This is a genomic window from Mesoflavibacter profundi, assembly GCF_014764305.1.
Taxonomy (GTDB): Bacteria; Bacteroidota; Bacteroidia; order Flavobacteriales; family Flavobacteriaceae; genus Mesoflavibacter; species Mesoflavibacter profundi.
In genome coordinates this window covers 2457318-2483299 of the sequence record NZ_CP061703.1, presented here as the reverse complement: position 1 = coordinate 2483299, position 25982 = coordinate 2457318, and the positions used below count along the sequence as shown (strand labels likewise).

The following is a 25982-nucleotide window of genomic DNA, read 5'->3' as shown; positions in this document are numbered from 1 at the left end:
TTAGATTTTAACTAGTTTGTATTGCCAGAAAACTCCAGCTCCAGATTCTACATATACACTAATAGTATTAGAATCTATAAATGAAATATTGTAAGTAATCGAGCTTGGTACCGCAACATTTGGTAATTCGCCTTGGTTATTTGCTTTTGGAATACCAACAAATGCACCTGTACCATTAATTGTTAATGTACCAGCAGCTGCATCGTAATTGTAAGTCGCCATAGCAGAACCATCATAAGGTGCTACAGGTGTACCACAAGCATCGCTTCCGCCTTGCCAACCTTCTACCCAAGTATCTGTTCCTAAAACATTTTGGAATGAACCATCTGGATTAAATACATACGTATCGTCATAAAAACAAGCTCTTGTTGTAACACAAGCCGCATCGCAATTCCACCAGCTTGTATCACCTACAGCAGGACCAACTCCTAAAGAACCTGCATCTTCAGACATTTTCCAAGTTCCTTCTAATGGTGAAGCAGTTGCTCCAACTCTTTCTAATCTATATTGCCAGAATACACCAGCACCAGATTCTACATACACATTAATTGTGTTTGCATCAATAAATGAAACATTATATGTAATTGCATTAGGAAGAGCTACATTAGGTAATTCTCCTTGGTTATTTGCTTTGGCTAAACCAATATAAGCTCCAGCTCCATTAATTGTAACTGTTCCTGCTGCTGCGTCATAATTATAAGTCGCCATTGCTGAACCATCATGAGGAGCAACTGGTGCGCCACACGCATCGCTTCCGCCTTGCCAACCTTCAACCCAAGTATCTGCTCCTAATACGTTAGAAAAAGATCCATCTGGATTAAACACGTAAGTATCGTCATAATAACAAGCTCTTGTTGCTACACAAGCATCGTCACAATTCCACCAACTTATATCTCCTACTGCAGGACCAACACCTAAAGCACCTGCTTGTTCTGACATTTTCCATGTTCCTACAAGTGTATTTTGCGCAGATGGTGATTTATAATAATAAAGGTTATCTATAAATACTGTACCTGAACCTACAAATTTAAATTGGTGAATATCATCCATTGATAAACCTTGAGATGTAAAATCTGAAATTGGAATATCAAAACTATTCCACTGATCTGCAACTAAGTTAACTGTAACTTGTTGTTCTCCAGTAGCAATACTAATTGGATATATTTCTAAACTTGGCGCGTCTGCAGTCCAAACATCTATATGTAAATATTCCATAGCAGATGCATCTACTGTTGCACCGTATTGTATACCTTGGTAGTTTAAATTTCCGTATTGAATTGTTGGATCTCCATTAATATCTACTTCTGTATAAGTAGTAGATTGTCCCCAATTTGGATTATAATCTGTTCCTGCAACATCTGTGTAATATCCTGAATAAATAGAAATTACATCTGCTTCTGCTCTTGCAGGTTGCGCTGGAGCAGCTGTTAATGGTTGTAAAATTGCAGTTACTTCAAAATCTTCTGTATAAATTGTAGTATCTGTTGCTGCACTAAATGCTGTTACAGTAATTGTATAAACACCTGCATCTGTATATTGGTAATTGTAAACATCTTCAAAATTTGTCATGATTGCCTCACTACCATCACCAAAGTCTACTTCGTAAGATAATGCAAAATCTGCTTCTGCAAATATGTTAACTTGTTTAGAGATTGTAGGATCATTTTCTATAGTTACTACTAAATTTTGAGGTGCTTGAAAAGACACTACAACTTCCTGATTTACAGATGTTGTTTTACCGTTTAAACCCGTTGCTACAATAATAGCGTTGTAAACACCTTCTTCGTAAGTGTGCTGTGTACTTTGTCCTGGATTTAACTCTTCAGACAGTTCTGATCCATCACCATAGTTTACTCTGAAACTAACAACGCCTTCACCTAATGGTGTAATTGTTACTAATCCTGTATTATCTTGAGTTACTGTTACTAATGCCGACACATTAGTTGGTGCTGCTATTGCATTTACATTATCTAAATTATCATCTTCATTTACACAAGCAAAAACAATGAAAACGACTAATATTGAAGTTAAAATATACTTTAAATTTTTCATTTTTCTATTTTTTTAATTAATAACCTTGATTTTGTTGCCAGCGATTACCAGCTAATTCTATTTCTATTCTTGGAATTGGAAATAACACGTGTGTGCTAGGATTAAATCCTGGAATTGTATTTGTTTGATTTGTTCTAACTTGATCAAAAAACCTATGTCCTTCACCTGCTAATTCTAATCTACGTTCAAGCCATATAGCATCTGTTAACGCTGTTCCTGACAAGTTTATATCGTGTGCTCCAGATCCCATATCATTAAATGCTCTATCTCTTACACGGTTTAAATATGTTCTAGCTTGTGCATCGCTTATTTCTCCTCTATTATAAGCTTCTGCAGCCATTAATAACACATCTGAAAATCTTATTGATCTATAATTATTACTATGTGTTAAATTGACATCTGGAATGTTAGCTTCTGCATAAGGAATGTATTTTTTGTTGAAATATCCTGTATGTTCATTTCCTTCAGAAATGGTTACATCTGGTCTTTCTGCTAAAAATTGATCCATGTCCAAAATGGTATGGTCTCTTCTAGTATCATCACTTTCATATAAATTGAAAATATCTGCAACCGGAACATTAAAACTAAATCCTGATGTAAATGGTGCAAAGTTTCCGCCTGTAAATCTAGGTCCCATAAATCCAACAGCGATATTACCTTCTACACATTGAAAACAATCAAAACTTGCTCCTTCACCTCCAAAATATTGTACTTCGAAAACAGACTCTTCATTATTTTCATTTGAATTTATAAAGATTTGTCCATAATTATTGACTAAGTCATATTGTCCAGAATCTATTACTTGATCTAACACAACAACTGCATTAGAAAATTTGTTTTGGTATAAATATATTTTACCCAATAATGCTAATGCAGCTCCTTTAGTAACACGTCCTTCTTGAGGTTGTGACCAAGGTAAACTTTCTATAGCTGTTAATAAATCTGTTTCTAACTGTGAGTAAATTTGAGCTGTTGGAGTACGATCTATGGTTTGAGTTTCTTCTACTGAAATTCTACCATCTATGTACATTGGTACATCTCCGAAGAATTTAACTAGCTCGAAATAAAAATAAGATCTTAAAAATAGATTTTCTGCTAGAATCTTGTCTTTACCTTCAAAGTCTATTTTATCTTTAAATTCTACAATGTAATTAGATCTACTAATTCCTGCATACATCCATTGCCAAATATTACGTAAAGCGCCATTATCTGCAGTATGAACCATATCGTCTATTTGTTGCCAGTCTAAGACGTCAGTTGGAGTATCTCCTCCACATAAACTGTTGTCTGAAGCTATTTCGGCTAAAATATTATTTAAATATGTAGTTGATAATAAATCATATACACCTACTAATGCATCTTCATAATCTGAAGGAGAATTGAAAAAATTCTCTGAGTTTTCTTGTCCTTCTGGTAGAATATCTAAATAATCGTCACAAGAATAAAATGATGATATTAGACAAACTAAAAGACTAATTTTTATATATGTACTTTTCATAGCTTTTAATTAAAATGAAATATTTAATCCTGTTGTATACGTTCTTGTTTGCGGATATTGACCTAAGTCTACTCCTGCGCCATTTGGACTAGCGTTAGAAACATCTGGGTTATATCCTTTGTATTTTGTAAACGTGTATAAATTATTTACTGCAACATATAATCTTAGATTATTTAGTTTTAATTTATCTAAAACTGTTTGCGGTAATGAATATCCAAATTGTAAATTTTGAATTCTTAAATACGATCCATCTTCTACATAAAACGAAGAGAACAATTGATTGTTAGAAGCATTTGTAGACGCTCTAGGCACTGTATTTGATGTTCCTTCTCCTGTCCAACGATCTAAGTAGAACGACGGTTTGTTACTGTAAGTTAAAAATCGCTCATAACTTCTAACTATATCATTTCCTATAGATGCGTATAATGATGTACCTAAATCAAAACCTTTGTAATTAAAGTTTAGGTTTAATCCCATTGTTAAATCTGGAATTGGATTACCAATAACTGTTAAATCGTCATCATTACCAAACTCTATAACACCATCACCATCTACATCTACATAACGTAAATCTCCTGGTTCTGCATCTGGTTGTAAAGCGTGAGCATCGATTTCGGCTTGATTTTGAAAAACTCCATCAGTTTGTAAACCATAAAACACACCAATTGGTAAGCCTGTTTGAAACCTAGATGTTGTTTGGTTTAAACCAAATAATCCTCCTGGAATAAACCCTGCTGCATTATTTACTTCTAATGCTTTGTTTTTTATACTAGTTAAATTATAGTTTACAGAAAACCTAAAATCGTCTGAGAATTGATGATTAAAAGCTACACTTAAATCTATTCCTTTATTTTCAATAGTTCCAGCGTTTACAAAAGGAGCAGAACTACCACCAGCACTAGCACCTAATAACCCTGAAACTTCTGGCACTAATAATAAGTCTTCGGTTCTTTTTACATAGTAATCTGCTGTAATATTTAATTTTTGATTAAATAAACCTAAGTCTAATCCTATGTTTGTTTGGTGATTAGTTTCCCATTTTAAATCAGGGTTTGGTAAAGCTCCTATTGCATTACCATTGGCAAGTAAATCGTTAAATGGATACGTCGCTTCTCCATTTGTACCTTGTAAGAAACCTAACCATCTATAATTACCTATTTTGTCGTTACCTGTAATTCCCCAACTACCTCTAAATTTTAATTTATCGATAAAATCTACATTAAAGAAGTCTTCTTTAGAAACAACCCAACCTGCAGATAAAGATGGGAAGTTACCTACTCTATTATTTGGACCAAATTTAGAGGAAGCATCTCTTCTTATTAATCCAGTGAACAAATATTTTCCTTTGTAATCGTATTGTAATCTACCAAAGAACGAGTACCATCTATTTTCATTTCGACCATCAGAACTTGTCACTAAACTTTGAGTGATTTCATCTTCATATAACTGAATAATAGAAAGTGTATTACCTAAATAAGCATTATCCCAAGAATCTGGACCACTTACTAATGGACCTGATCCAAAAAATCCTTTATACTTTTCGCTTCTAATAGAACTTCCTATTAATCCATCAAAGTTATGATCTCCAAAGGATTTGTTATAGGATAAGAAATTTTCCCATGTATAATCAAAACTATTTTGAGAATTTTCTGCAACAGTACTGTAAACATCTCTTATACCGTCATCGTTTCTATCTAAATCAAATTGATTTGGATTATTTGGATCTAAGGTTACGTTGTTAACTACTTTGTTAGGTCCATAATACTGTAATGGTGAATAAGATCTACCACCAAAATCTGAATAGTTGAAATTTAATCTAGTATTTATTTTAAGATTATCCTTGATATCATATGCCAACTCGATCTTTCCTGTAAATCTATCTGCTCTACCTTCGTTAAATGTATTATTTAATAGCGCTAATGGGTTAATTATTTCGTTTCCTTGTTCTGTTCCTATATATTGAAAACCATTAGAAATTCCTGTTCCATCTGTACCATCGTAAACCGCTGTTAACGGAGATGCGTTTAATGCATAATACAGAGCTGATCCTCTTCCACCTTCTGGTATTCCTTTACTTCTAATATTTGTGTATAATAGTAATGTGCTTAACTTTAATTTATCTGTTAAGTCAATATCTAAGTTGTTTTTTAATGTCCATCTTTTATAATTAGACTTATCCGGTGCAATCACACCTTCTTGTGATAAATGACTTGCACTAAACCCATATGAAGTCTTTTCAGTACCACCATTTGCACTTAAATTATGACTAATTAAGGGAGACGTAGTAAATAACTCATCTTGCCAATCTGTATTGTTTTGTAAATTTAATAAATTAGGATATGGTATTGGGTTACCATCTATTGCTTCAGTTTCATTAACATAAGCTGCATATTCTGAGGCATTCATTAAATCTAATCTATTTTCTGCCTCTTGAATAGATAAAAAGGTATTGTAGTTAAATTGTGTTTTTCTATTTTTCTTACCAGATTTTGTAGTAATTAAAATAACACCATTTGCTGCCTGAACACCATAAATTGCAGAACTTGCATCTTTAATAATGTCTAATTTTTCTATATCATTTGGATCGATAATACTTAAATCTGTTCCTATGTTTACGCCATCTACTATAACTAAAGGACTATTATCACCATTAGTGGTAATACCTCTAATTCTAATATTTAAAGCGGCGCCTGGAGAACCAGAATTTGATGTAACTTGTACACCTGCCGCGCTACCTCTTAACGCTTCTTCTATTCTTGCTGGGTTATTTTCGACTATAGTTTCTGAATCTAAACTTGAATATGCTCCAGAGACTAATTCTTTTCTTTGAGATCCATAACCAATTACAACAACTTCTTCTAAAGACTCTATATCTTCTTCTAGAAGTACATCTATTTTAGTTTGATTGCCGACTACAACTTCTTTAGTAGTAAAACCTAAATAAGAGAACACTAAAGTTTCACCTTTATTTACGTTGTTAATTGCATAATTACCATCAAAATCTGTGACTACACCTTTTGATGTGTTTTTTACCGTTACACTAACAGTTGGTAATGGTAATCCGTCTTGAGCACTGGAAACATTACCGGTAATGTTGTACTCTTGAGCAAAACTTATGGTTGCAAAAAGCAAGAGTAAAAAAGAGAAAAAGATTTTTTTCATTTGTTTGTAATTTGAGCTTTTATCAAAAATATGCTGTTTTATTAACAAATTCTTAAAATAAACCGCTACAAAAAACATACATCGCAATATTTTAAGTCGATTAACTAAAATAAAGCTAGTAATAACAAGTAATTGTAAGTGTTAAACTATTCTTAATTATAACTTAAACAAGTTGAATGAATAACGTTTTGTATAGGTACTGTATAGGTAATTTTAACAATTGTATTGCTACTACAATTGTAATATATAGTCGGTTAAACTGGTTTCGTGCTCTAAATCCATTTTTTTACGCAAACGATATCGTTTAACTTCTACGCTTCTAGGTGAGATATTTAAAAGTGGCGCAATTTCTTTAGAAGATAAGTTTAATCTTAAATATGCACACAATCTTAAATCGTTAGAAGTCAATTTTGGATGTATAGCTTTAATCTTCTTTAAAAAATCTTTATCGGCATTATTAAACGCTTCTTCAAACAGCTTCCAATCATTTTTATTATTAATATTTTTATCAATAATCTTAATAACTGGTTTTAAGTTATCTGTTTTTACATTATCGTTTAATTCTTTTTTAATTGTATTTAAAAATTCGTTTTTCTTAATTAAACTCATAGTAGAAATTGCAAGTTCTCTGTTTTTGCTTTCTATTTCATTTTTAAGCTTTTCATTATTAAGCTTCATGAGATGTTGCTTATTTTCAAGATCTTTTAATTCTAGTTCTCTTTGGGTTTTTAGCAGTAGTTTTTGTTTTTGTTTTTTATAATATTGCTTGTAGATATAATTAACTAACAAAACAATTCCGAATCCTAAAACAAAATATACAATCACCATGTAATTTGATAAATACCATGGTTTTTGGATTGTAAAATTATAACTTACAGCGTCTTGCACATCTTTATCTCCTACTCTAGCTTTTACTTTAAATGTATAATCACCGTAAGGTAAATTTTTATATGATACAGAAGAATTATCACTCCATTCACTCCAATTATCATAAAAACCTACCAGTTTAGTTGCATACTCTACATTTAGATACTTATCATACTCTGCAACACTATACGAAATTTCTATGTTGTTATTTTTATTTTTAAAATCACCAGGCGTTGTAATATCTATTAATTCTTTTTTATCGGTAAGCGGATTTATCTTTATAGAATTTAAATTCACTTTATAAGCTTTTGCCTTGAATTGAGATATATCTAATATTTTATACCCTTTAGAAGTACCTAATATAAATCTATTGTTTCCTAAGCTAGAAATACTCTCGTAACCAGTAATACTTTCTCTTTTATTAGATGACAATGGAATAAAAACTACATCTGGTTGTTTACTTAATTTACCTGGTTTAATACAGTTAATTCCTTTTTTAGTAAACATCCACAATGTATTGCTTTCTGGATCCGAAATTAACCTGCCAGAATCGTAACCTTGATTTTTTATTATATTAGTTAATTGAGTGTTGACTTTAAATAACTGAGTGTTTTTATCTAGTTGTAAAACACCATCTTTAAAGGTATAATAAATACTATTGTTGTGTTTAGTTAAAGAAGAAAATAACCCCTTTTTTAATTGTTTTACAGTTTCAACTTTTGTGGTTTTTTTAAATTCTGAATCTATATCTATTTTAAAAACACCTTTATATTCATGATTTACCAAAACTTGATTAGGATTTGTAAAAACAATAAATCTAGATGAATTATTAAACCCTTCTATTTTATTTCTAAATTGCCAAGTATTGTTCTTATATTCTAAAATATTTAACCCATAAAAATTTCCTTGAAGTAATAAATTAGGATGATTAGAAATTGGTAAAATATCCCAAGTCCCTTCAATATTAGATATTAATTTTGCTTTATTATTTGTTATTACAAAAGTACCTTTGTTATGACCACAAAAAAGCTGATTATCTATAATTTTTAAACACCAAACTTGTCCTTTGGTTCCTTCGATAAAACTAAATTGCTTAGTTACATTATCTTTATAAAAAAGACCTTGATTAGTCCCTAAATACAATACATCATTAAATAAAACCGAATTGTATATCGTTCCTAAATTTCCTTTATCGTCATTATAAATTAAAAATGGAGACGACATATTTATACAATTAATCCCATTATCTAGACCTAACCACAAATTACTATCCATATCCTCAAACACAGATAATACCGTGTTATTACCAAGTCCGTTTTCCTGTCGAATTGTATTTAAAATTTGAAACGTTTCAGACACATGTAAAAACCCATCAGATATAGTTCCAATCACATAACTTTTATCTTTTAATTGAGTCGTACTATAAATCGAGTATGTATCTAACGAGCTTGATATTTTATTTAAAGTATTATCACTTAATCTATAAATTCCTTTATTTTGAGTAATTACAACATATCCATTAAGATCTTTAAATAATCCAACTATTACATCGTCAAGTAAAATTGGATGGTTAGACAGTAATTTAGGTTGACTACTTTCAAACACCATCAAGCCTTTTGTTTTATCTTGAAAATAAATAGAATTCTCTATTTTAAACATTTTTAAAATGGCTAATTCAGAATCTATAATTTTGAATTCTTCTGTTTTCGAATTATAGATATAAATTCTATTTAAAGACTGAAATAACAACCAATCATCTACGCTCTCAATATTCCAAAATTGTTCATCTTCTATGAGTTTTGATTTAATTTTATTAGATAAGGACGTGTATTCCAAATCTCCTATAGAGGTTTTAGACCAATAGCCAAACTCCATATAACATCCAGTATAAATTTTACTGTCTTTTACATGTACAGATCTTAAAATTGTTTCGTTTGGTGATTTATAAACATTCCAATCGGAACCATTAAACTCTAATAAGCCTTCAGAGTTTGCTATATAAATATATTTGTTAGCCGATTGAGAGATATCCCAATTTTGATTCTCGGCACCATATTGTATAGGTGAATAATATTGAATTGGAGGCAACTCTTGAGCATTTACACTTAAAATAGAATAGCATAAAAGCAGTAAAAACAATAGTTTAACCTTAATTATTTTAAAACGCATACATAAATATTTGTAACCAACAATATACAAAATGTATGGTTTAAATTAAACTACTTCCCAATACAATATTTAACTATCCTTATGTCTATTGACGTTAAGGCATTTGGGCAACAAATAGGGTACAAAAAATACATAAAAAGAATAAATAAAGAGTAAACATCAATAAATTGAGCTACTAATATAGCACAAAAAAAACCGCTCGATTAGAGCGGTTTCCAAATAAAAACACCAAGCATTAATTAGCTGTACCAGAGCCTAAATAAATACTGTTTGATACTTGACTACCATCAGCAGTAATAAACGCCATAAATAGCTCTACCGTATCTCCTGCATAAGTTGTTGGGATTGAAACAATTTGAGAACCTACTGTTCTGTCTGCTCCATCAAGTAAAGAAATAGATTCCTTTTTTGAGGGATTGTAAACCAACAACATCGCTTTATCAGTTGCATTTGCGTTACCTTCGGCAGAGTTATCATCCCACCCAAAAGTTACTTCTCCAGCAGTTGCTAAATCAGTCGTCGGGTTTAACGCACCAGATAAACCCCCGCGACTTACTAAAGCGTTTGGATAGTCAACAACAAAGTTAGGTTCTGTACCTGTAATCGCATTATTCAACACATACGACATTGCAGCATTAAATTCTGTTTTCTTAACTGCTAATCCTTTATACCCTAACTTAATAAAAGGCTTTACAGCCTGTAAAAATTCTAAAGTGGCAGTAAACTTTGTTCTTTGGTTTACTTGACCAACAGTTCTTGGATTGGCTACACTTGAGGGTTTAATTCTAATGTAATCAATTCCTTTCCAGCTTCCACCGATAACGTTTCCAACCTTACCTGAAAGCCCTCCTAAAATACCTTGGGAAATTTTACCCATAACATAAATAATTTAAATGAAACTTATTTTTCTTCGGACTTGATACGGACTTAACACGAAGTTGTACCTTCCGACTGAATATATGGCAAGTTTTATGCTATTCGTTAGATATGGATTTTGTTGCTTTAGATTGCTTCTTTTTGCATTTTAGAAAATAAACTTTGAATGTATGATACTTTCAAATCTGCCATTTTTGAAATGACTTTTTGAAGTTCGGCTTCTTTTTTACTAATCGCTGACACTATATTAATATGCTTTTGCAATTGAAATTCATTATTTATTAATGATATAAAACTATTTTTTAGAGTATTTCTGCAATCATCTATTGAAATAAACGGAATTACACTTCCTTTTAAATGGTAAGCGTAAAAACCGCCTATTTGTAACATCATAGATAAGTGAAAAAGTGTGTGTTTTACCTCTTCTGTTGTAGTAGTGACAACGAAACAGTTAGCACAGGATTTTAAGAGTGTTTTTCCGCTGTTTAGCCCTTTGTTAAGTATAAAAAAATGAGGGTTTGAGTAAGCTTTTCCGACTTGGTGTGTTTTTAGTTCAAAAGTTGACATAGCTATCCAATTTAAAATTGCTTCGCTACGCTTCGCGCCATTTTTTTTTTGAAAAGAAAAAAGATAGCCATAGTTGTTGTGGCGTGGGTTAGGCTGTCAAGGTTTTTGGATAAAAGTTTTTTTATTGAATGACTAAATCAAAAGAAAAAGGGTTTTGAAAAAAGTTTTATTCAAAACCCGTAGGGCTTGACCTTTATAGCCTTGTGCGGTTGGCAGAGGTAGCCACATATATTTGCCATCTTTTTTATTTTAAATTTTCAAATTAGTTAAACTTGATTGAAAATGCCTTTAACTTTTCTGGGGAATTAACACTTAAAAAAATAGGTTTTAGTACCGTACTGAGCGTTGGGTGAAGCGTTTGTATGGGTAGCATTTTAAATAGTTGTTTGATAAAACAGCATTTAAACAAGCTACTTATACAGGACTTTTAGACAATAGCTTTTTGTTTTTTTGAGGCACGAGAAAAAGCAATATGCTATGGCGTAGCACTACACTTTATAAACCTATTTTTTTATAACCGCTGACTTGGGTTGTGGGGAAAAGTGGACTTTAATATTTGTTAACGAAATGAAACAAACAAAGACTTGAGGTAAGGAATACTTGGACTTAACGATGGTTTTGTGCAGCTTGAATGAGATAACGAATATTATTATCAATTAACAGAAACCTTAAAATGTTTAAATGTTTAATGTTAGTTCAAAATGTGGTTAAATGTTCGGAATTGCGCGTTGGAATTGCGGATATTTTACATAATACCAGTTATAGCTACGAAAATATAAGAATGCTGCGATAGCAAACCCTTGAAAGGATTTTTGCTACTATAACTTGTATTATGTAACATAGCTTGGGTGAGTTTAGGGTTTTATGATATAATAATAACAGAATAGCTTATTGCAGTTTGGTTTGATTTTATGAAAACCAAAGCTGTAATATGCTATTACCTTAAAGACAAAAAAACGCTAAACTTGTTAGGTGAGCGGAACAACACAAAAGACAGAGGATTTTGAGGTACGAAAAAACTGGGTTTTGGGTTGTGGGGAATAAAAAAGAGCCTTCCGAAAAAGACTCTTTCATTATTGCTTAATGGTCGTGATTTGAATGGTCATCACTTTCTTCTTCACCAGATTGATTCATCATCATTTCGTGGTCGTATTTACAACAACCTGGTAAACCATCATATGCTTCTTCATCACCTGCTACTTTTTCGGTATCATATCCTGAAGCTGCGATTGCTTTATGGATTGCCATTGCATCGGTTTTTGTATCATCAAAAGACACATCAATCTTCTTTTTATCGACATCCCAATTAGCACTTGTAACACCTTCAACACCGTTAGCTGCTTTTTCGATAGTGTTTTTACACATTCCGCAATTTCCTCTTACACCAAAAGACAGGTCTGTCATTGCCATATCTTTTGACATTTCAGTAGTTGTGGTTTCTGTTTCTTTTTTGGTTTCGTTTTTACAACTTGTTAAACCTAATGCTGCTATTACAGCTACACTTAAAATTACTTTTTTACTCACGTCGATTACATTTTTGTTTTTGTGTTCGTGATTTTTCTTTGAAAAATTCATTGTTTAAAATTTAATTGTTATTACTTGATTTATTATTCTATTACTTGTTTTACTTCACCACAGGTTAGCATTGCTTCGCCAAAGTATGGATTGATTACTTTTTCTTCTTTGCTTAACCAATAAGCACCATTATTGTTATCTGCCATTGGACAAAATTCTACATAGACCTTTTCATTGATACCAAATAGTTGTACAGCATTGATTAGATGTGATGATAAATGTTTAAAATGGTCTCTTTGTGATTTTATATCGGACGTTTCAGAAATTGAAGTTGCAGAAGATTTTATTTCGCCTTCTAATGACATCCAATGGTTATGCGCCTTATTATCTGACAACAATTTCATATCTACTTTGTTCAATTTATTTAATAAAGTTGTTGCGTTTGCTGAAGTACTTATTGAATCTTCTTTTACTAAAGCATCTTTTAAATTGATATACGCATTGTAAACACTATTTAACTGTTGTTGAAATTTCTCTGATACTTCCAAACGCTCATTCATATTAGTGTGGTCACTTTCTTTGTTAGATGCATTGTTATCCATACCTAAATGACCTTCGTGTCCAGTCATTACTTTACCACCATCTTTATTCATCATAGACTTTTTGCCTTGTAATTGTGCTGCTGCATCAACCGTAAATGTTCCGTTAGTCACTATTTCATTTCCAACAAATAAACCTTCTACAACTTCATATTCATTACCAATTTGATTGCCTAATTTAATTTCACGCATTTCAAAAATAGGTTGGTCTGGATTTGTTTTAAGGTACACCACAGAACGTTCACCTGTCCATAATACAGAAGATGCAGGAATTGATAATACTTCATCATTTTTAGCTGTACTGCCTTCAATATTTGCGGTTACAAACATTCCTGGTTTAAATACATCGTCCTTATTGCTTAAAACAACACGTAAGGTTACAGTTCTTGTTTTCGTGTTTAAAACTGGGTCAATGAAATCAACTTTACCTTTAAACTCTTTATTAGGATAAGCATTGGTTGTTATCATCACTTCCTGTCCTTTTTTAAAGCGGTCAATCTGATTTTCATACACATCAAAGTTTCCCCAAACTGTGTTGAGATTGGCAATTTTTAATAAGGGTTGTCCTTGTTTGATGTAATCGCCTTGCTCTACCAATTTTTCTGTAACAGTACCCGAAACGGTTGCATAAACAGGAAAGTTTTCTTTTACTTTTCCTGTTTCTTCAATCTGGTTGATTTGATTTTCAGAGAGTTTCCATAATTTCAATTTATTACGGACTGCTTTGTATAAAGCAGGTTGAGATTCTTTTAAAGAAGCTGCTGTGATTAATTCTTGTTGTGCTGCATAGAGTTCTGGCGAATAAATGGTTGCCAATAATTGACCTTTACGAACTTCTTCGCCTGTAAAACTCACATTCAAACGTTCAATTCTTCCAGCGAAATAACTTACCTGTACTGCATTGGCTTCTTCGTTTTCAGCAATTTTACCAGATAACTTTATGGTGTTGCCTTCAACATTTCCCTTGCCTACAACAGTTGTTTGAATATTGGCTAATGCCATCGCATTTTCTGTTAGTTTAAATTGGTCTGCCATTAAGCCATCACTTCCGCTTTCCGCAGGAATTAAATCCATACCACAAATGGGGCAGTCGCCTGGCTCTGGTTGCATAATCTGTGGATGCATAGAACACGTCCAAATTTGATTGGTTGCTGCAACCGCATCGTGATTATGGTCTATTTCTTCATTTGATGAGCCACCAAAAAGCAACCAACCCAATAACACACCTACTACGAGTATGCCAATATATATGACTATTTTATTATTTTTCATTCTCTAATCGTTTTATCATTGCTTTCATTTCTTCTATTTCTTTACGTTGTGCTTTTATAATGTCTTCTGCTAATTTTTTAACTTCTGGGTCTTGAATATCTGCTCTTTCACTTGTTAAAATAGCGATAGAATGATGTGGTATCATTGCTTTCATCCATAGTACGTCACCAATAATTGGTGCTTGTGTTCTTACTAATCCTAATGCACCTACAAACAGGATAAAACTACCTGCAAGTATGGCTATGTTTTTCTTTCTATCATTATACATTTTTCGCATAAAAAACCACATTATTACTGCCATTGCTGAAATACCTAAACAGGTCATATAAAATCGGGTTAAGCTAAACCACACGTGGTCTATTGCATAGGTGTTTAGATACATTGTGATGTACATTGCTACAAATGAGCAAGCCAACATTATAAAGAAGGTTTTGTAATTTCCTTTGTTTGAGTGTTCTTTTGAATTTTCCATAATTATTTGATTTTATAGTTAAACTTTAATTGTTCTTAATCGTAGTGCATTTCCAATAACTGAAACAGAGCTAAAACTCATTGCTAAAGCTGCTATCATTGGCGAGAGCAATATTCCAAAGAATGGAAACAAAACTCCTGCTGCAATAGGCACACCTAAAGTGTTATAAATAAGTGCAAAAAATAGGTTCTGCTTAATGTTCTTCATTACAGCATTACTTAAATTTTTTGCTTTTACAATACCGTGTAAATCGCCTTTTACGAGTGTTATCATAGCACTTTCTATCGCTACATCTGTTCCCGTACCCATTGCAATACCTACATCACTTTTTGCCAATGCTGGTGCATCATTAATGCCATCACCTGCCATAGCAACTACTTTTCCATTTTTTTGTAGTTTCTCTACTTCTTTGAGTTTGTCTTCTGGTAGCATACTGGCTTTAAAATCTGCAAGATTTAGTTCTGATGCTACTGCTTTTGCAGTATCGTGATTATCGCCTGTAAGCATTATAACATCAATGCCTTTATCTTGAAGTGCTTTAATCGCTTTGGCACTTGTTTCTTTTATTTTATCTCCTATAACTACATATCCTACAACGGTTTCATCTATTGACAAATAAGAAACTGTTTTACCCTGTTTTTGATAAGATTTTGCTTCGTCTTTCATTTTAGAAGTAATATCTGCTTTGGCATATTCCATCATTTTAGGATTTCCTAATGCTACTTTTTTATCTTTTATTATAGCTTCAACACCTTTTCCTGTGACAGCACTAAAATCTTCGGAATTTAAAATTTCTGCGTTATGTTCCTTTCCATATTTAACTGTCGCTTCTGCCAAAGGATGTTCACTATTGGTATTTAATGAAACGATGTATTGAAGTAGCTCATTTTTGTTTAAAGTATCACTAAAAGCACCTACTGTTTCTACCGTTGGTTTTCCTTCTGTAATAGTTCCAGTTTTATCAACTATAAGTGTATTTACCTTATCCATTTTTTCAAGAGCTTCAGCATTTTTAATCAATACACCATTTTGAGCACCTTTACCCACACCAACCATTACAGACATTGGTGTTGCTAAACCTAAAGCACAAGGACAAGCAATGATTAGTACTGCAATTGCATTGACAAACGCATACACATAAACTGGTTCTGGTCCCCAAATAGACCATACAATAAATGTGATAATAGAAATAAGAACTACAACTGGCACAAAATAGCCTGAAACTTTATCTGCTAAATTTTGAATAGGTGCACGACTTCTACTGGCATCATTAACCATATGAATGATTTGTGATAATAAAGTGTCACTTCCTACCTTTTCTGCTTTCATTAAAAAGGATTGATTCCCATTAATGGTTCCGCTACTTACTTTATCTTCTTGAGATTTGTTTACAGGAATAGGTTCGCCTGTAATCATAGATTCATCAATAGTTGTTTCGCCTTCAGTTATCACACCATCTACAGGAATTTTATCTCCTGGTTTTACTTTTAGAATATCATTAAGTTCTATCTCGTCAATACTGACTTCAACTTCTTCACCATCTACTATTTTTATGGCCTTATTAGGTGCTAATTTCAACAGTTCTTTTACTGCCGAATTGGTTTTACTATGGGCACGAGCTTCTAACAACTGACCTAAAAGCACTAACGTTAAAATCACAGTTGCTGCTTCAAAATAGACGTGAACTGCGCCTGATTCAGTTTTAAATTGTTCAGGAAATACATCTGGAAACAACATCCCAAATACACTAAATAACCAAGCCACACCTGCACCAATCCCAATAAGTGTAAACATATTGAGATTCCACGTTTTTATGCTTCTATAAGCACGCTCAAAGAACATCCACGTAGCGTAAAAGACAACTGGAATGGATAAAACAAACTGAATCCAGTTCCAATATTTCTGTTCCATTATATCGTACAACGGATTGTTATTGAGCATTTCGCTCATAGCCATTAAGAAAATGGGCAAGGTAAATGCTGTGGCAATCCAAAATTTCTTTAATAGCTTTTTATACGTTTTTTCTTCTGCTGAACTATCTGCTTCCATTGGGACTAAATCCATCCCACAAATAGGACACGAACCTGCTTCTTCTTTTACAATTTCTGGATGCATCGGACACGTCCATTGTTCCTTTGAAGTTGCTGATAGATTTTGTTCTTCCACCAAATCCATTCCGCAAACAGGACAATCGCCTGGTTTATCATAAGTTTTATCGCCTTCGCAATGCATAGGACAATAAAATGTGCCTGTGCCTTTCCCTTTTTGTTGCTTTTCCTTTTTACCTTTGGTATGATGATGATGATGTTCACCTTGATTATGGATAGTGTATCTATCACTATCTTTTTTTAAGGCTTCTTGAAATGTTTCTATAGGTATGTGTGATTCCATTTCTATGGTAGCTTCTGCCTTTTCTAAATCGACTGTTGCTTTTGAAACGCCTTCTACTTTAGAAAGTGTTTCCTCAACGTGACTGCGACAACCGTTGCAGGTCATTCCGTGTATGTGATATGTGTGTTTCATTGAATTTATTTTTTCTTTTCTTTAAAGAAAAATGAACTAATCCATTCTACTTATATCAGAATTTTAATTTAAACTATCTTTAATTTGTTTCATATAACCAATTATAAGTTCTTTTTCACCTGTCGATAAAAGGGCATTTTTGTGAATTAGCGTATAAGACCAAAGGGGCATTTCGCCATTTTCAATTTGATTGATGATGGATTTTAGTTTACTGTTTTTTCTTCTATTTGAATAATCATCCCATTCATTAAAATTTAATTCTGCCTTGCCTTCTTTGATATGGTCTTCAAGAAACCAGGCTACCGGTTGCACCTTATTGTACCAAGGATATATTGTATTGTTACTGTGGCAATCATAGCAAGAGACTTGTAATTTGTTCTTGATATCATTTGGGACATCATTTACCAACATAAAGTCGGTTTTTGGAACAACTTCACTTTGGTTGCGCGTTGTGGGGATAAATTGAATCCCCACAAACGCCACCAACAACACTATTGCTATGATTTTTAAAATCTTCATTTAGTTAATTTCCTTTTGGACTTTTCCACAGTTCAACATCTTGCTTCCATAATAGGGATTCTTAATATCCTTGCTCATACTTAACCAAGCTGAACCACCATCGTACATTGGACAAAATTGCTCATATAGTTTTACTTGTGTTCCTGTAATAGCTACCATATCAGTAATATCCTTACTTAAAACTTTAAAGTGCTCACGTTGATGTGCTATTGGACTTTCTGAAATATGTTCTGCGTGTTCCGTAGCATCTTCGATAATGTCCTTTAATTCTGACTGCTGGGCATCTGTAAATTTTGAAATGTCAAGCTTTCCTAATGACGTTGCGAGGGTTGCACCCAATTCTTTAGCTTTGGCATTATCATCTACCACTAAGGCATCCTTTAAATTGAAATAGTCATTTAATATTGTTTGAGAATTTGTATCTCCATTCATTGCCATTTTCTTTTTCTTACCATCGTGATGACCATCGCTATTGTCGTGATTCATTTCTGTATTATGACCTTCATCGTTGTTATGTTCTTTTTTTGCGTCTTTACAAGACATTGTTGTTAGGCTTATAAAAGCCATTACCATAATTGTTGTTACTAATTTTACTTTTTTCATTTTGACTTACTTTTAAGATTAATATTTGTTTATATAAAATTGTTATTTATTATTAAAATCGAACTAATAGTCCGCCACCCCAACCATATCGGTTATTATAATTCCCTTGAATTGAAAAATTTCGAGATAAGATGTATGATGCTCCAATTAACCATTGCGTTTCACCTTCATAAGATTTGTTGTTTTCTAACTCATTAACCCATCCAAAATCTGCTCTGTATTCGTATTCTCCTTCGAGAAAAATTCTAGGAAAAATCAATAGTTCTCTGTCTAAACGTATTCTTGGGCGCAGTTGATGGTCCATACTCACATCGACATTAAATCTGTAAGGCGTGAAATATTTAACTCCAACCAATCCCACAGTATTGAATGTATCATAAGAATCTGGTGTTGAAGTTTCAGTATTTACGCCTGCATATACGCGTACCCAATCATTGAGATATCTGTTATAATTTACTTCTATCTCGGCATTTTGGTTATAATCAAACTCGGCACGTAGTGCAAATTCGTTACGGATGCTGCTTGACATCAATAAAAGTTCATTAAAGTTTGAACCTCCACGAAGCATTCCCCACGAATAGTAATGGTCTGTCTCGTCAATTAGGTTTTGTACTGGATAAGGTTTCATCCTTTCATCTCGTGGTGTATCATAGCTAAATACTCTTGCCATACCACCCATCATATGATATAACACGTGACAATGAAAGAACCAATCACCATATTCTTCGTTATAAAATTCGATGACCACTTTTTGCATAGGTGGTACATTGACGGTATGTTTTAATGGGGAACGTTCGCCATTTTCATTGATGACCCTAAAGTAATGTCCGTGTAAGTGCATTGGATGATGCATCATTGTTAGGTTATTCAAAGTAATTCTAGTAACCTCTCCACCTTTAATTTTAATTTTGTCTGTTTCCGAAAGTGGTATGCCATTCAAACTCCAAACATAACGTTGCATATTACCTGTTAGATTAAGTAAAAGGTCGGTTACAGGTATGTCTGCCTTATAAGTCGTGTTTTCTTTTGCCTTTAAAAAATCATAATTGAAATAGGTTTTACGTGTGTCATAATTAAATGAAGTGGTGTCCTTTTGCATTGTAGACATCATATGATTCATTGGCGTCGCATCCTTTTTCATTTCCATATTCATATCATTATCCATCTTCATCTGTCCGTCTTTCATATCCATCTTCATCTTCATTCCATATGTCTGCATCAAAAACTCTGGTGTTTTTTTCTTGTGATTGCCCACCATTGCAGGTGCACCCATCTTCATATCCATTTTTGCCATTTGCTTCATCATAGCCACTTTATCTGGTCTGTCTATTACAGTAGCTGGATACAATTTTCCGCTACCCAAACGGATTGAGGTGTTGCCAGAACCATCTTGGGCTGTTGCGGTAATTTCTAATGTACCTTCTGGGATAGTTACTATAACATCATAGGTTTCGGCAATTGCAAAAAGAAATCGGTTTTTATATTCTGGTGTTACATCTACACCATCACTCGCAACTATCATCGGGTTACCACCACCAAAATCCACCCAATAATAAGATGAAGCAGATGCGTTGATAAAACGTAATCGTACTTTTTCACCTGTTTTAAACTCTGAATATTCTGCAAGTTTTTTACCATTAGCTAAAAACGCAGGATAATAGACGTCCGCAATGTCTGCACCTTCCATTCTATCGCGCCAAAATTTGAATTGTGCGCCTAATGCACCTTCTTTAATAACTCTGCTTAATGGTACTGCTGTCCCTTTTTTAACCTGATACCATTCGTTTCCCCGTTTAAGGTTTCGTAACACATTCATTGGCTTTTCGTTTGTCCAATCGGAAAGGACTACGACTAAATCCTTATCATAGTCCAAGGTCTTTTCTTTAGGATGAATGACTATTGAGCCATAAACTCCTTTTTGCTCTTGCAACATCGTGTGGGAATGATACCAATATGTGCCAGATTGGTTTATAGGTATTCTATATTGAAATGTAGTATTTGCTTTTATAGGTGGCGTAGTTAAATAAGGTACACCATCATAAAAATTAGGAAGTATTAAACCGTGCCAATGTACAGAGGTTTCTTCATCCATTTTATTGGTTACATTAATAATAGCGAGGTCACCTTCATTAAATTCTAATGTAGGACCTGGAATTCCACCATTAATGGTCATTCCGTTTGCGGTGACACCTCCAAGCGTCATTTCATTTTTTTCTATGGTAAGGTTATATTCTCTAATTGGGCGTCCTTCTTCTTTTCTGTCTTCACCATTTGTTCCAACTTGGGCGAATGCCATTGAAGTTAAGAATAAGAGAAGTATTGTGTTAAATGTTTTCATTGTTTACTTAATTAAATAATTAATGATTGTACTTTGCACATAGTAAGTCTTCACAGATTCTATCTGGTTCATTTGAAACTTTAATTGCAACTCTTGAATATCCAAAACATCATTAAAATCAATGGTTCCTGTTTCGTAACTTTTTATTAGAATGTCTTCTGCATCTTTAGCCTGTTTTAGGTTTTTGGCTTGGGTAGCATAACTTATTCTTGCAGAAATGCGTTCGTTAATCGCCTTGTCTAAAAGCGTTTCCAATGCATTTAAACGTTCCTGTTTTTGAGCAGTAATTTCCTGCTGTTGCAAATCATTTTGTTTGGTTTGGGATTTATATTTCTTATTGAAAATTGGGATAGATACCGAAACCATTGGCATTACAATATCCTTTCCGTTATCGCTGAAATCCATATTTGGTCTTTCAGCAACATTGATATAATCTAATCCAAAACCAATCATTGGACTGCTTTCTTTTTGATTCAATAATTCTGATTGCTCTATGGATTGATAGAGTTTATCAAATTTTAGTAATTCAGGATGCAATACTAATTTTTCAAAAGTAATATCAAAGTCTTCAGAAGGTATAATTAAGCTATCTACCATATTGACTGTAACATCATTTTCCCTATTCAATAGGTTGTTAAATTTGGTCTGTTCTGCTAAAAATTGTTGGTGCAATACGTCTTTTAATTGTTGCATTTCGTTCTGACGCATTTGTAATCGTAATACATCTACTGCAGATGCTTTACCAACCTCAACAGAAGTCAAAGCCATTGTTTCATAAGTTTCTAACAGATTGATATTCTCTGTTAATACCTTTTGTTTTGCTTTATTAGCATATAGTCTATAATAAGATTGTGAAACTGAAGACATTAATTTTCGCTTCGCAATTACAATATCTTCATACTTAACATCTGCTAACGAACTAACGTAATTTTCTCTTGCCGAAATATTACCAAACCACGGTAACATTTGTTTTGCAGACACCTTAAAGCGTTGAGCACCTGTTCGAGTTTCTGGTTCACTTACAAAATAACCAACTCCAAATTCGGTATTAGGAATAGTGTTGACCTCGTTTACCTTTTCGGAAGCTCTTTTGTATTGTAACTCAAACTTTTGAATTTCTGGATTGTTTGTTAAGGCTTCATCGATAAGTATTTCTAATTGTTGAGCGTTCGCAAAAAGACTCAAGAAACAAGAGCCAAGAGCCAAGACGATTTTTATTTGTATTGATTTATATTTCATTTTGATGTTCTTTTAAGTTGAACTTCTGCTTTCCAGCTATACAATGCTGGTACAACAAACAAAGTGATTAAGGCTATAAGCATTCCACCAAAACTTGGTATTGCCATAGGTATCATAATATCACTACCTCTTCCTGTAGATGTTAATACTGGTAATAATGCCAATATGGTAGTAGCAGTTGTCATTAAACAAGGTCTAATACGTTTTTCTCCTGCTTCTACTACTGATGCTCTGATTTCTTTTTTATTTTCTGGTGTATTTCTATCAAATGTTTGTGTTAAATAAGTTGCCATTACAACTCCATCATCGGTTGCGATACCAAATAGTGCAATAAACCCAACCCAAACCGCTACACTTAAATTAATGGGGTGCATTTGAAATAAATCGCGCAGATTTTCACCAAAGACATTGAAGTTTAAGAACCAATCTTGACCATAGAGCCATATCATTACAAAACCACCAGCAAAAGCAACTGCAATACCTGTGAATACCATTAGTGATGTCCCTACTGAACGAAATTGGAAATACAGAATTAAGAAAATGATTGCCAACGCTAAAGGCACAACAACCGACAAGGTTTTTTCTGCTCTTAATTGGTTTTCATACGTTCCCGTAAATTGGTAGTTGATACCTTTTGGGACTACCAATTCGCCACTATCTATCTTTTCTTGAATTAAGGTTTGTGCATTTTCTACCACATTGACTTCTGCAAAACCATCCATTTTATCAAATAACACATAGCCAACTAAAAAAGTGTCTTCACTTTTAATTACTTGTGGACCTTGTTCATATTTTATAGTCGCTAATTCACTTAAAGGAATAGGGCTTCCTTTTTCAACAGGCACATAGATTTGTTTTAAATCGGTTGGATTTGCTCTTAATTCTCTTGGGTAACGAACTCTAACACCATAACGCTCACGACCTTCTACTGTCTGTGTTAATACCATACCACCAACAGCCACTTTCAAAACATTTTGAACTTCCTCAATGGTTACGCCATAACGAGCAATTTTCTCTCTATCAATATCAATTAACAAATAGGGTTTACCTACAATACGGTCTGCAAAAACAGCTTCATCTTTTACACCTTCAGCTTGTTTTAAAATATCTTCTAATCGCATTCCAAACGCTTCAATCTGCTTTAAATCTTGCCCTTTTATTTTAATACCCATTGGTGCTCGCATTCCTGTTTGCAACATTACCAATCGGGTTTCAATAGGTTGTAGCTTTGGTGCAGACGTTACGCCTGGTAATTTGGTCACTTTTACAATTTCGTTCCAAATATCATCTGGTGATTGTATTTCAGGTCTCCAATTTCGATAGAACTCGCCATTATTGTCTGGAATGAGTTGAGACCTTTCGACTGTGCTCAAGGTGACATTTTCTGTATTATTTGGATTTGCGATAAATCGACCATCTTTTAATTCAAACAAGCCATCATTATTCACTTTGTAGCGTTGACGTTCTCGGTTTTCATTCAGCATATATTCTGACTTATACTGAATAACATTTTCATACATTGATAGTGGTGCTGGGTCTAATGCAGATTCTGTACGACCTGCTTTTCCAACTACAGTTTCGATTTCAGGAATACTGGCAACTGCCATATCTAACTGCTGTAAAACACGCTTATTTTCTTCTACACCAGAATGTGGCATAGAAGTAGGCATCAATAAAAAAGAACCTTCATTTAACGATGGCATAAATTCTTTGCCTGTGTTTTTCATAATGAAAAAACCAGCAATGACAATTGCAGTTGGAATTGAAAGAAATAGTAATTTATTATCTAAACACCATCTTAAAATTCGAGTATAATACCTGATAAACAATGAGAAAACACCCAATAAGCCAAAGCAAATGACACCAACAAAGATGAGGTTCCAGAAGATACTTTTATCAACTCCTAAAGGTCTCCAATATTCCGCTAACAGAAATACTATTGCAGTTGTACATATTATGATATTAATTAAGTTGGATTGTTTTTCTGTTATTTTATTTTGAGTACTTAACAATGCTGTGATACTAAAAGCTATCAATATTAATCCTAACCAATAACCATAGATTATTGCTATTATCCCTAATACTATTAAAACACCATTTAAAGCATATTTAAAATGTGTTTTTATGCTTTTCTTTCTGAATAAAAACGCTGCAAAAGGTGGAATTAAAAACAATGCTACAATTATTGAAGCTGTTAATGCAAAGGTTTTTGTGAATGCTAATGGTCTGAATAATTTTCCTTCAGCGCCAATCATTGTAAAAACAGGTATAAAACTTATAATTGTTGTCATTACTGCGGTTACAATTGCGCCAGAAACTTCGGCTGTTGCATTGTAAACTACAGTATTAATGGATTGTGTTCCATTATCTTCATCTAAATGCCGAATGATGTTTTCTGAAAGTATGACACCAACATCTACCATTGTACCAATAGCAATAGCAATACCAGACAAGGCTACTATGTTTGCATCAACATTAAAGAGCTTCATTGCTATAAATACCATTAAAACTGCAACTGGTAATAATCCAGATATTAGTACTGAAGCTCGAAGGTTAAATACCATAATGATTATTACCAAAATGGTTATTAAGATTTCTAAAGTCAAGGCTTCATTGAGTGTACCTAAAGTTTCTTGTATCAATTCTGTTCTGTCATAAAAAGGCACTATGGTAACTTGTGATGTTCTTCCATCTGCCAAAACTTTTGAAGGTAATCCGGCACTTAATTCATTAATTTTTTCCTTTACGTTATTAATGACTTCCATTGGGTTTGCTCCATAACGAGCCACCACAACAGCACCAACAACTTCAGCACCTTCTTTATCCAATAAACCTCGTCTTGTTGCTGGACCTAATGAAACTTTTCCAATGTCTTTAATTTTTATTGAAGTGAAATTTTCAGAATCAACTACAGCATTTTCAATATCTGCAATGGATTTTACATACCCCAAACCACGAACTAAATATTCAGCTTGGTTAATTTCCAAGGTTTGTGCGCCAATATCCTTATTACTTTCTTTTACAGCTTTAACAATATGATGTAACCCAATGTTATATTGACGCATTAGTTCTGGGTTTACATCCACTTGGTACTCTTGAACATAACCACCAATTGATGCAACTTCAGAAACACCGCTTGCAGAGGACAAGGCATATTTAACATAGTAATCTTGAATACTACGTAATTCGTGTAAATCCCAACCACCTGTTACATTACCGTTCTCATCACGACCTTCAAGTGTGTACCAAAATATTTGTCCTAATCCTGTGGCATCTGGACCTAACGCTGGATTAACACCTTCGGGTAATAAACCACTTGGTAAGGAATTAAGTTTTTCGAGAATACGACTTCTGCTCCAGTAAAATTCTATATCCTCTTCAAAAATGATATAGATGCTTGAAAACCCAAACATAGAGGAACTACGAATGGTTTTCACTCCAGGAATACCCAATAATGATGTGGTTAATGGATAGGTTATTTGGTCTTCTATATCTTGTGGGGAACGACCATCCCACTTGGTAAATACGATTTGTTGATTTTCACCTATATCGGGAATAGCATCTACTGCTACAGGGTTACTTGGCAAAAATCCTGTATCCCAATTAAAAGGTGCATTAACAGTTCCCCATCCAATAAAAAGGACAAGTAGTAAAACTGCAACGAGTTTGTTTTCTATTAAAAATTTGATGCTTTTATTTAGCATATGATTG

Annotated in this window: 15 protein-coding genes; all 15 read right to left on the bottom strand. The window is 33.3% G+C overall.

Annotated elements, in window-relative coordinates:
* Positions 1-2052 (bottom strand): hypothetical protein, encoded by a 2052-nt coding sequence (locus tag IFB02_RS11155; protein ID WP_106688424.1) that lies wholly within the window; start codon positions 2050-2052, stop codon positions 1-3.
* A gap of 16 nt (positions 2053-2068) precedes the next feature.
* The gene (locus tag IFB02_RS11150; protein ID WP_106688423.1) at positions 2069-3550 is read right to left on the bottom strand and encodes a RagB/SusD family nutrient uptake outer membrane protein; all 1482 of its coding nucleotides are present in this window, start codon (positions 3548-3550) and stop codon (positions 2069-2071) included.
* A gap of 9 nt (positions 3551-3559) precedes the next feature.
* Positions 3560-6712: a SusC/RagA family TonB-linked outer membrane protein gene (locus IFB02_RS11145; protein WP_158256270.1), complete on the bottom strand. Its 3153-nt coding sequence runs from the start codon at positions 6710-6712 to the stop codon at positions 3560-3562.
* Between the two features lie 231 nt (positions 6713-6943).
* Positions 6944-9748, bottom strand: coding sequence for a helix-turn-helix and ligand-binding sensor domain-containing protein (locus tag IFB02_RS11140; protein WP_106688421.1), 2805 nt, complete (start codon positions 9746-9748; stop codon positions 6944-6946).
* A 235-nt stretch (positions 9749-9983) separates the two neighbouring features.
* Entirely contained in the window at positions 9984-10625 is a 642-nt protein-coding gene (locus tag IFB02_RS11135) for a DUF6266 family protein (protein ID WP_054851354.1), read from the bottom strand.
* A gap of 125 nt (positions 10626-10750) precedes the next feature.
* Entirely contained in the window at positions 10751-11191 is a 441-nt protein-coding gene (locus IFB02_RS11130; RefSeq protein WP_106688420.1) for a DUF6943 family protein, read from the bottom strand.
* 1080 nt (positions 11192-12271) lie between these two features.
* The gene (locus tag IFB02_RS11125; protein WP_106688419.1) at positions 12272-12766 is read right to left on the bottom strand and encodes a heavy-metal-associated domain-containing protein; all 495 of its coding nucleotides are present in this window, start codon (positions 12764-12766) and stop codon (positions 12272-12274) included.
* 32 nt (positions 12767-12798) lie between these two features.
* The gene (locus tag IFB02_RS11120) at positions 12799-14577 is read right to left on the bottom strand and encodes an efflux RND transporter periplasmic adaptor subunit (RefSeq protein ID WP_106688418.1); all 1779 of its coding nucleotides are present in this window, start codon (positions 14575-14577) and stop codon (positions 12799-12801) included.
* The gene (locus tag IFB02_RS11115; protein ID WP_106688417.1) at positions 14567-15049 is read right to left on the bottom strand and encodes a DUF305 domain-containing protein; all 483 of its coding nucleotides are present in this window, start codon (positions 15047-15049) and stop codon (positions 14567-14569) included. The genes IFB02_RS11120 and IFB02_RS11115 overlap by 11 nt, the downstream gene beginning before the upstream one ends.
* A gap of 18 nt (positions 15050-15067) precedes the next feature.
* A complete protein-coding gene (locus IFB02_RS11110) occupies positions 15068-17572 on the bottom strand; it encodes a heavy metal translocating P-type ATPase (protein ID WP_106688416.1) in 2505 nt (834 codons plus the stop codon).
* Between the two features lie 63 nt (positions 17573-17635).
* Entirely contained in the window at positions 17636-18091 is a 456-nt protein-coding gene (locus IFB02_RS11105; protein WP_027879800.1) for a heme-binding domain-containing protein, read from the bottom strand.
* The gene (locus tag IFB02_RS11100; RefSeq protein WP_106688415.1) at positions 18092-18694 is read right to left on the bottom strand and encodes a DUF3347 domain-containing protein; all 603 of its coding nucleotides are present in this window, start codon (positions 18692-18694) and stop codon (positions 18092-18094) included.
* A gap of 52 nt (positions 18695-18746) precedes the next feature.
* Positions 18747-21032 (bottom strand): multicopper oxidase domain-containing protein, encoded by a 2286-nt coding sequence (locus tag IFB02_RS11095; protein WP_106688414.1) that lies wholly within the window; start codon positions 21030-21032, stop codon positions 18747-18749.
* Positions 21033-21035: 3 nt separating this feature from the next.
* Positions 21036-22271, bottom strand: a complete 1236-nt coding sequence (locus IFB02_RS11090) for a TolC family protein (protein WP_106688413.1) — start codon at positions 22269-22271, stop codon at positions 21036-21038.
* Positions 22268-25975, bottom strand: coding sequence for an efflux RND transporter permease subunit (locus IFB02_RS11085; protein WP_191072764.1), 3708 nt, complete (start codon positions 25973-25975; stop codon positions 22268-22270). Before IFB02_RS11085 ends, IFB02_RS11090 begins: the two co-directional genes overlap by 4 nt.
* Between the last annotated feature and the right edge of the window lie 7 nt (positions 25976-25982).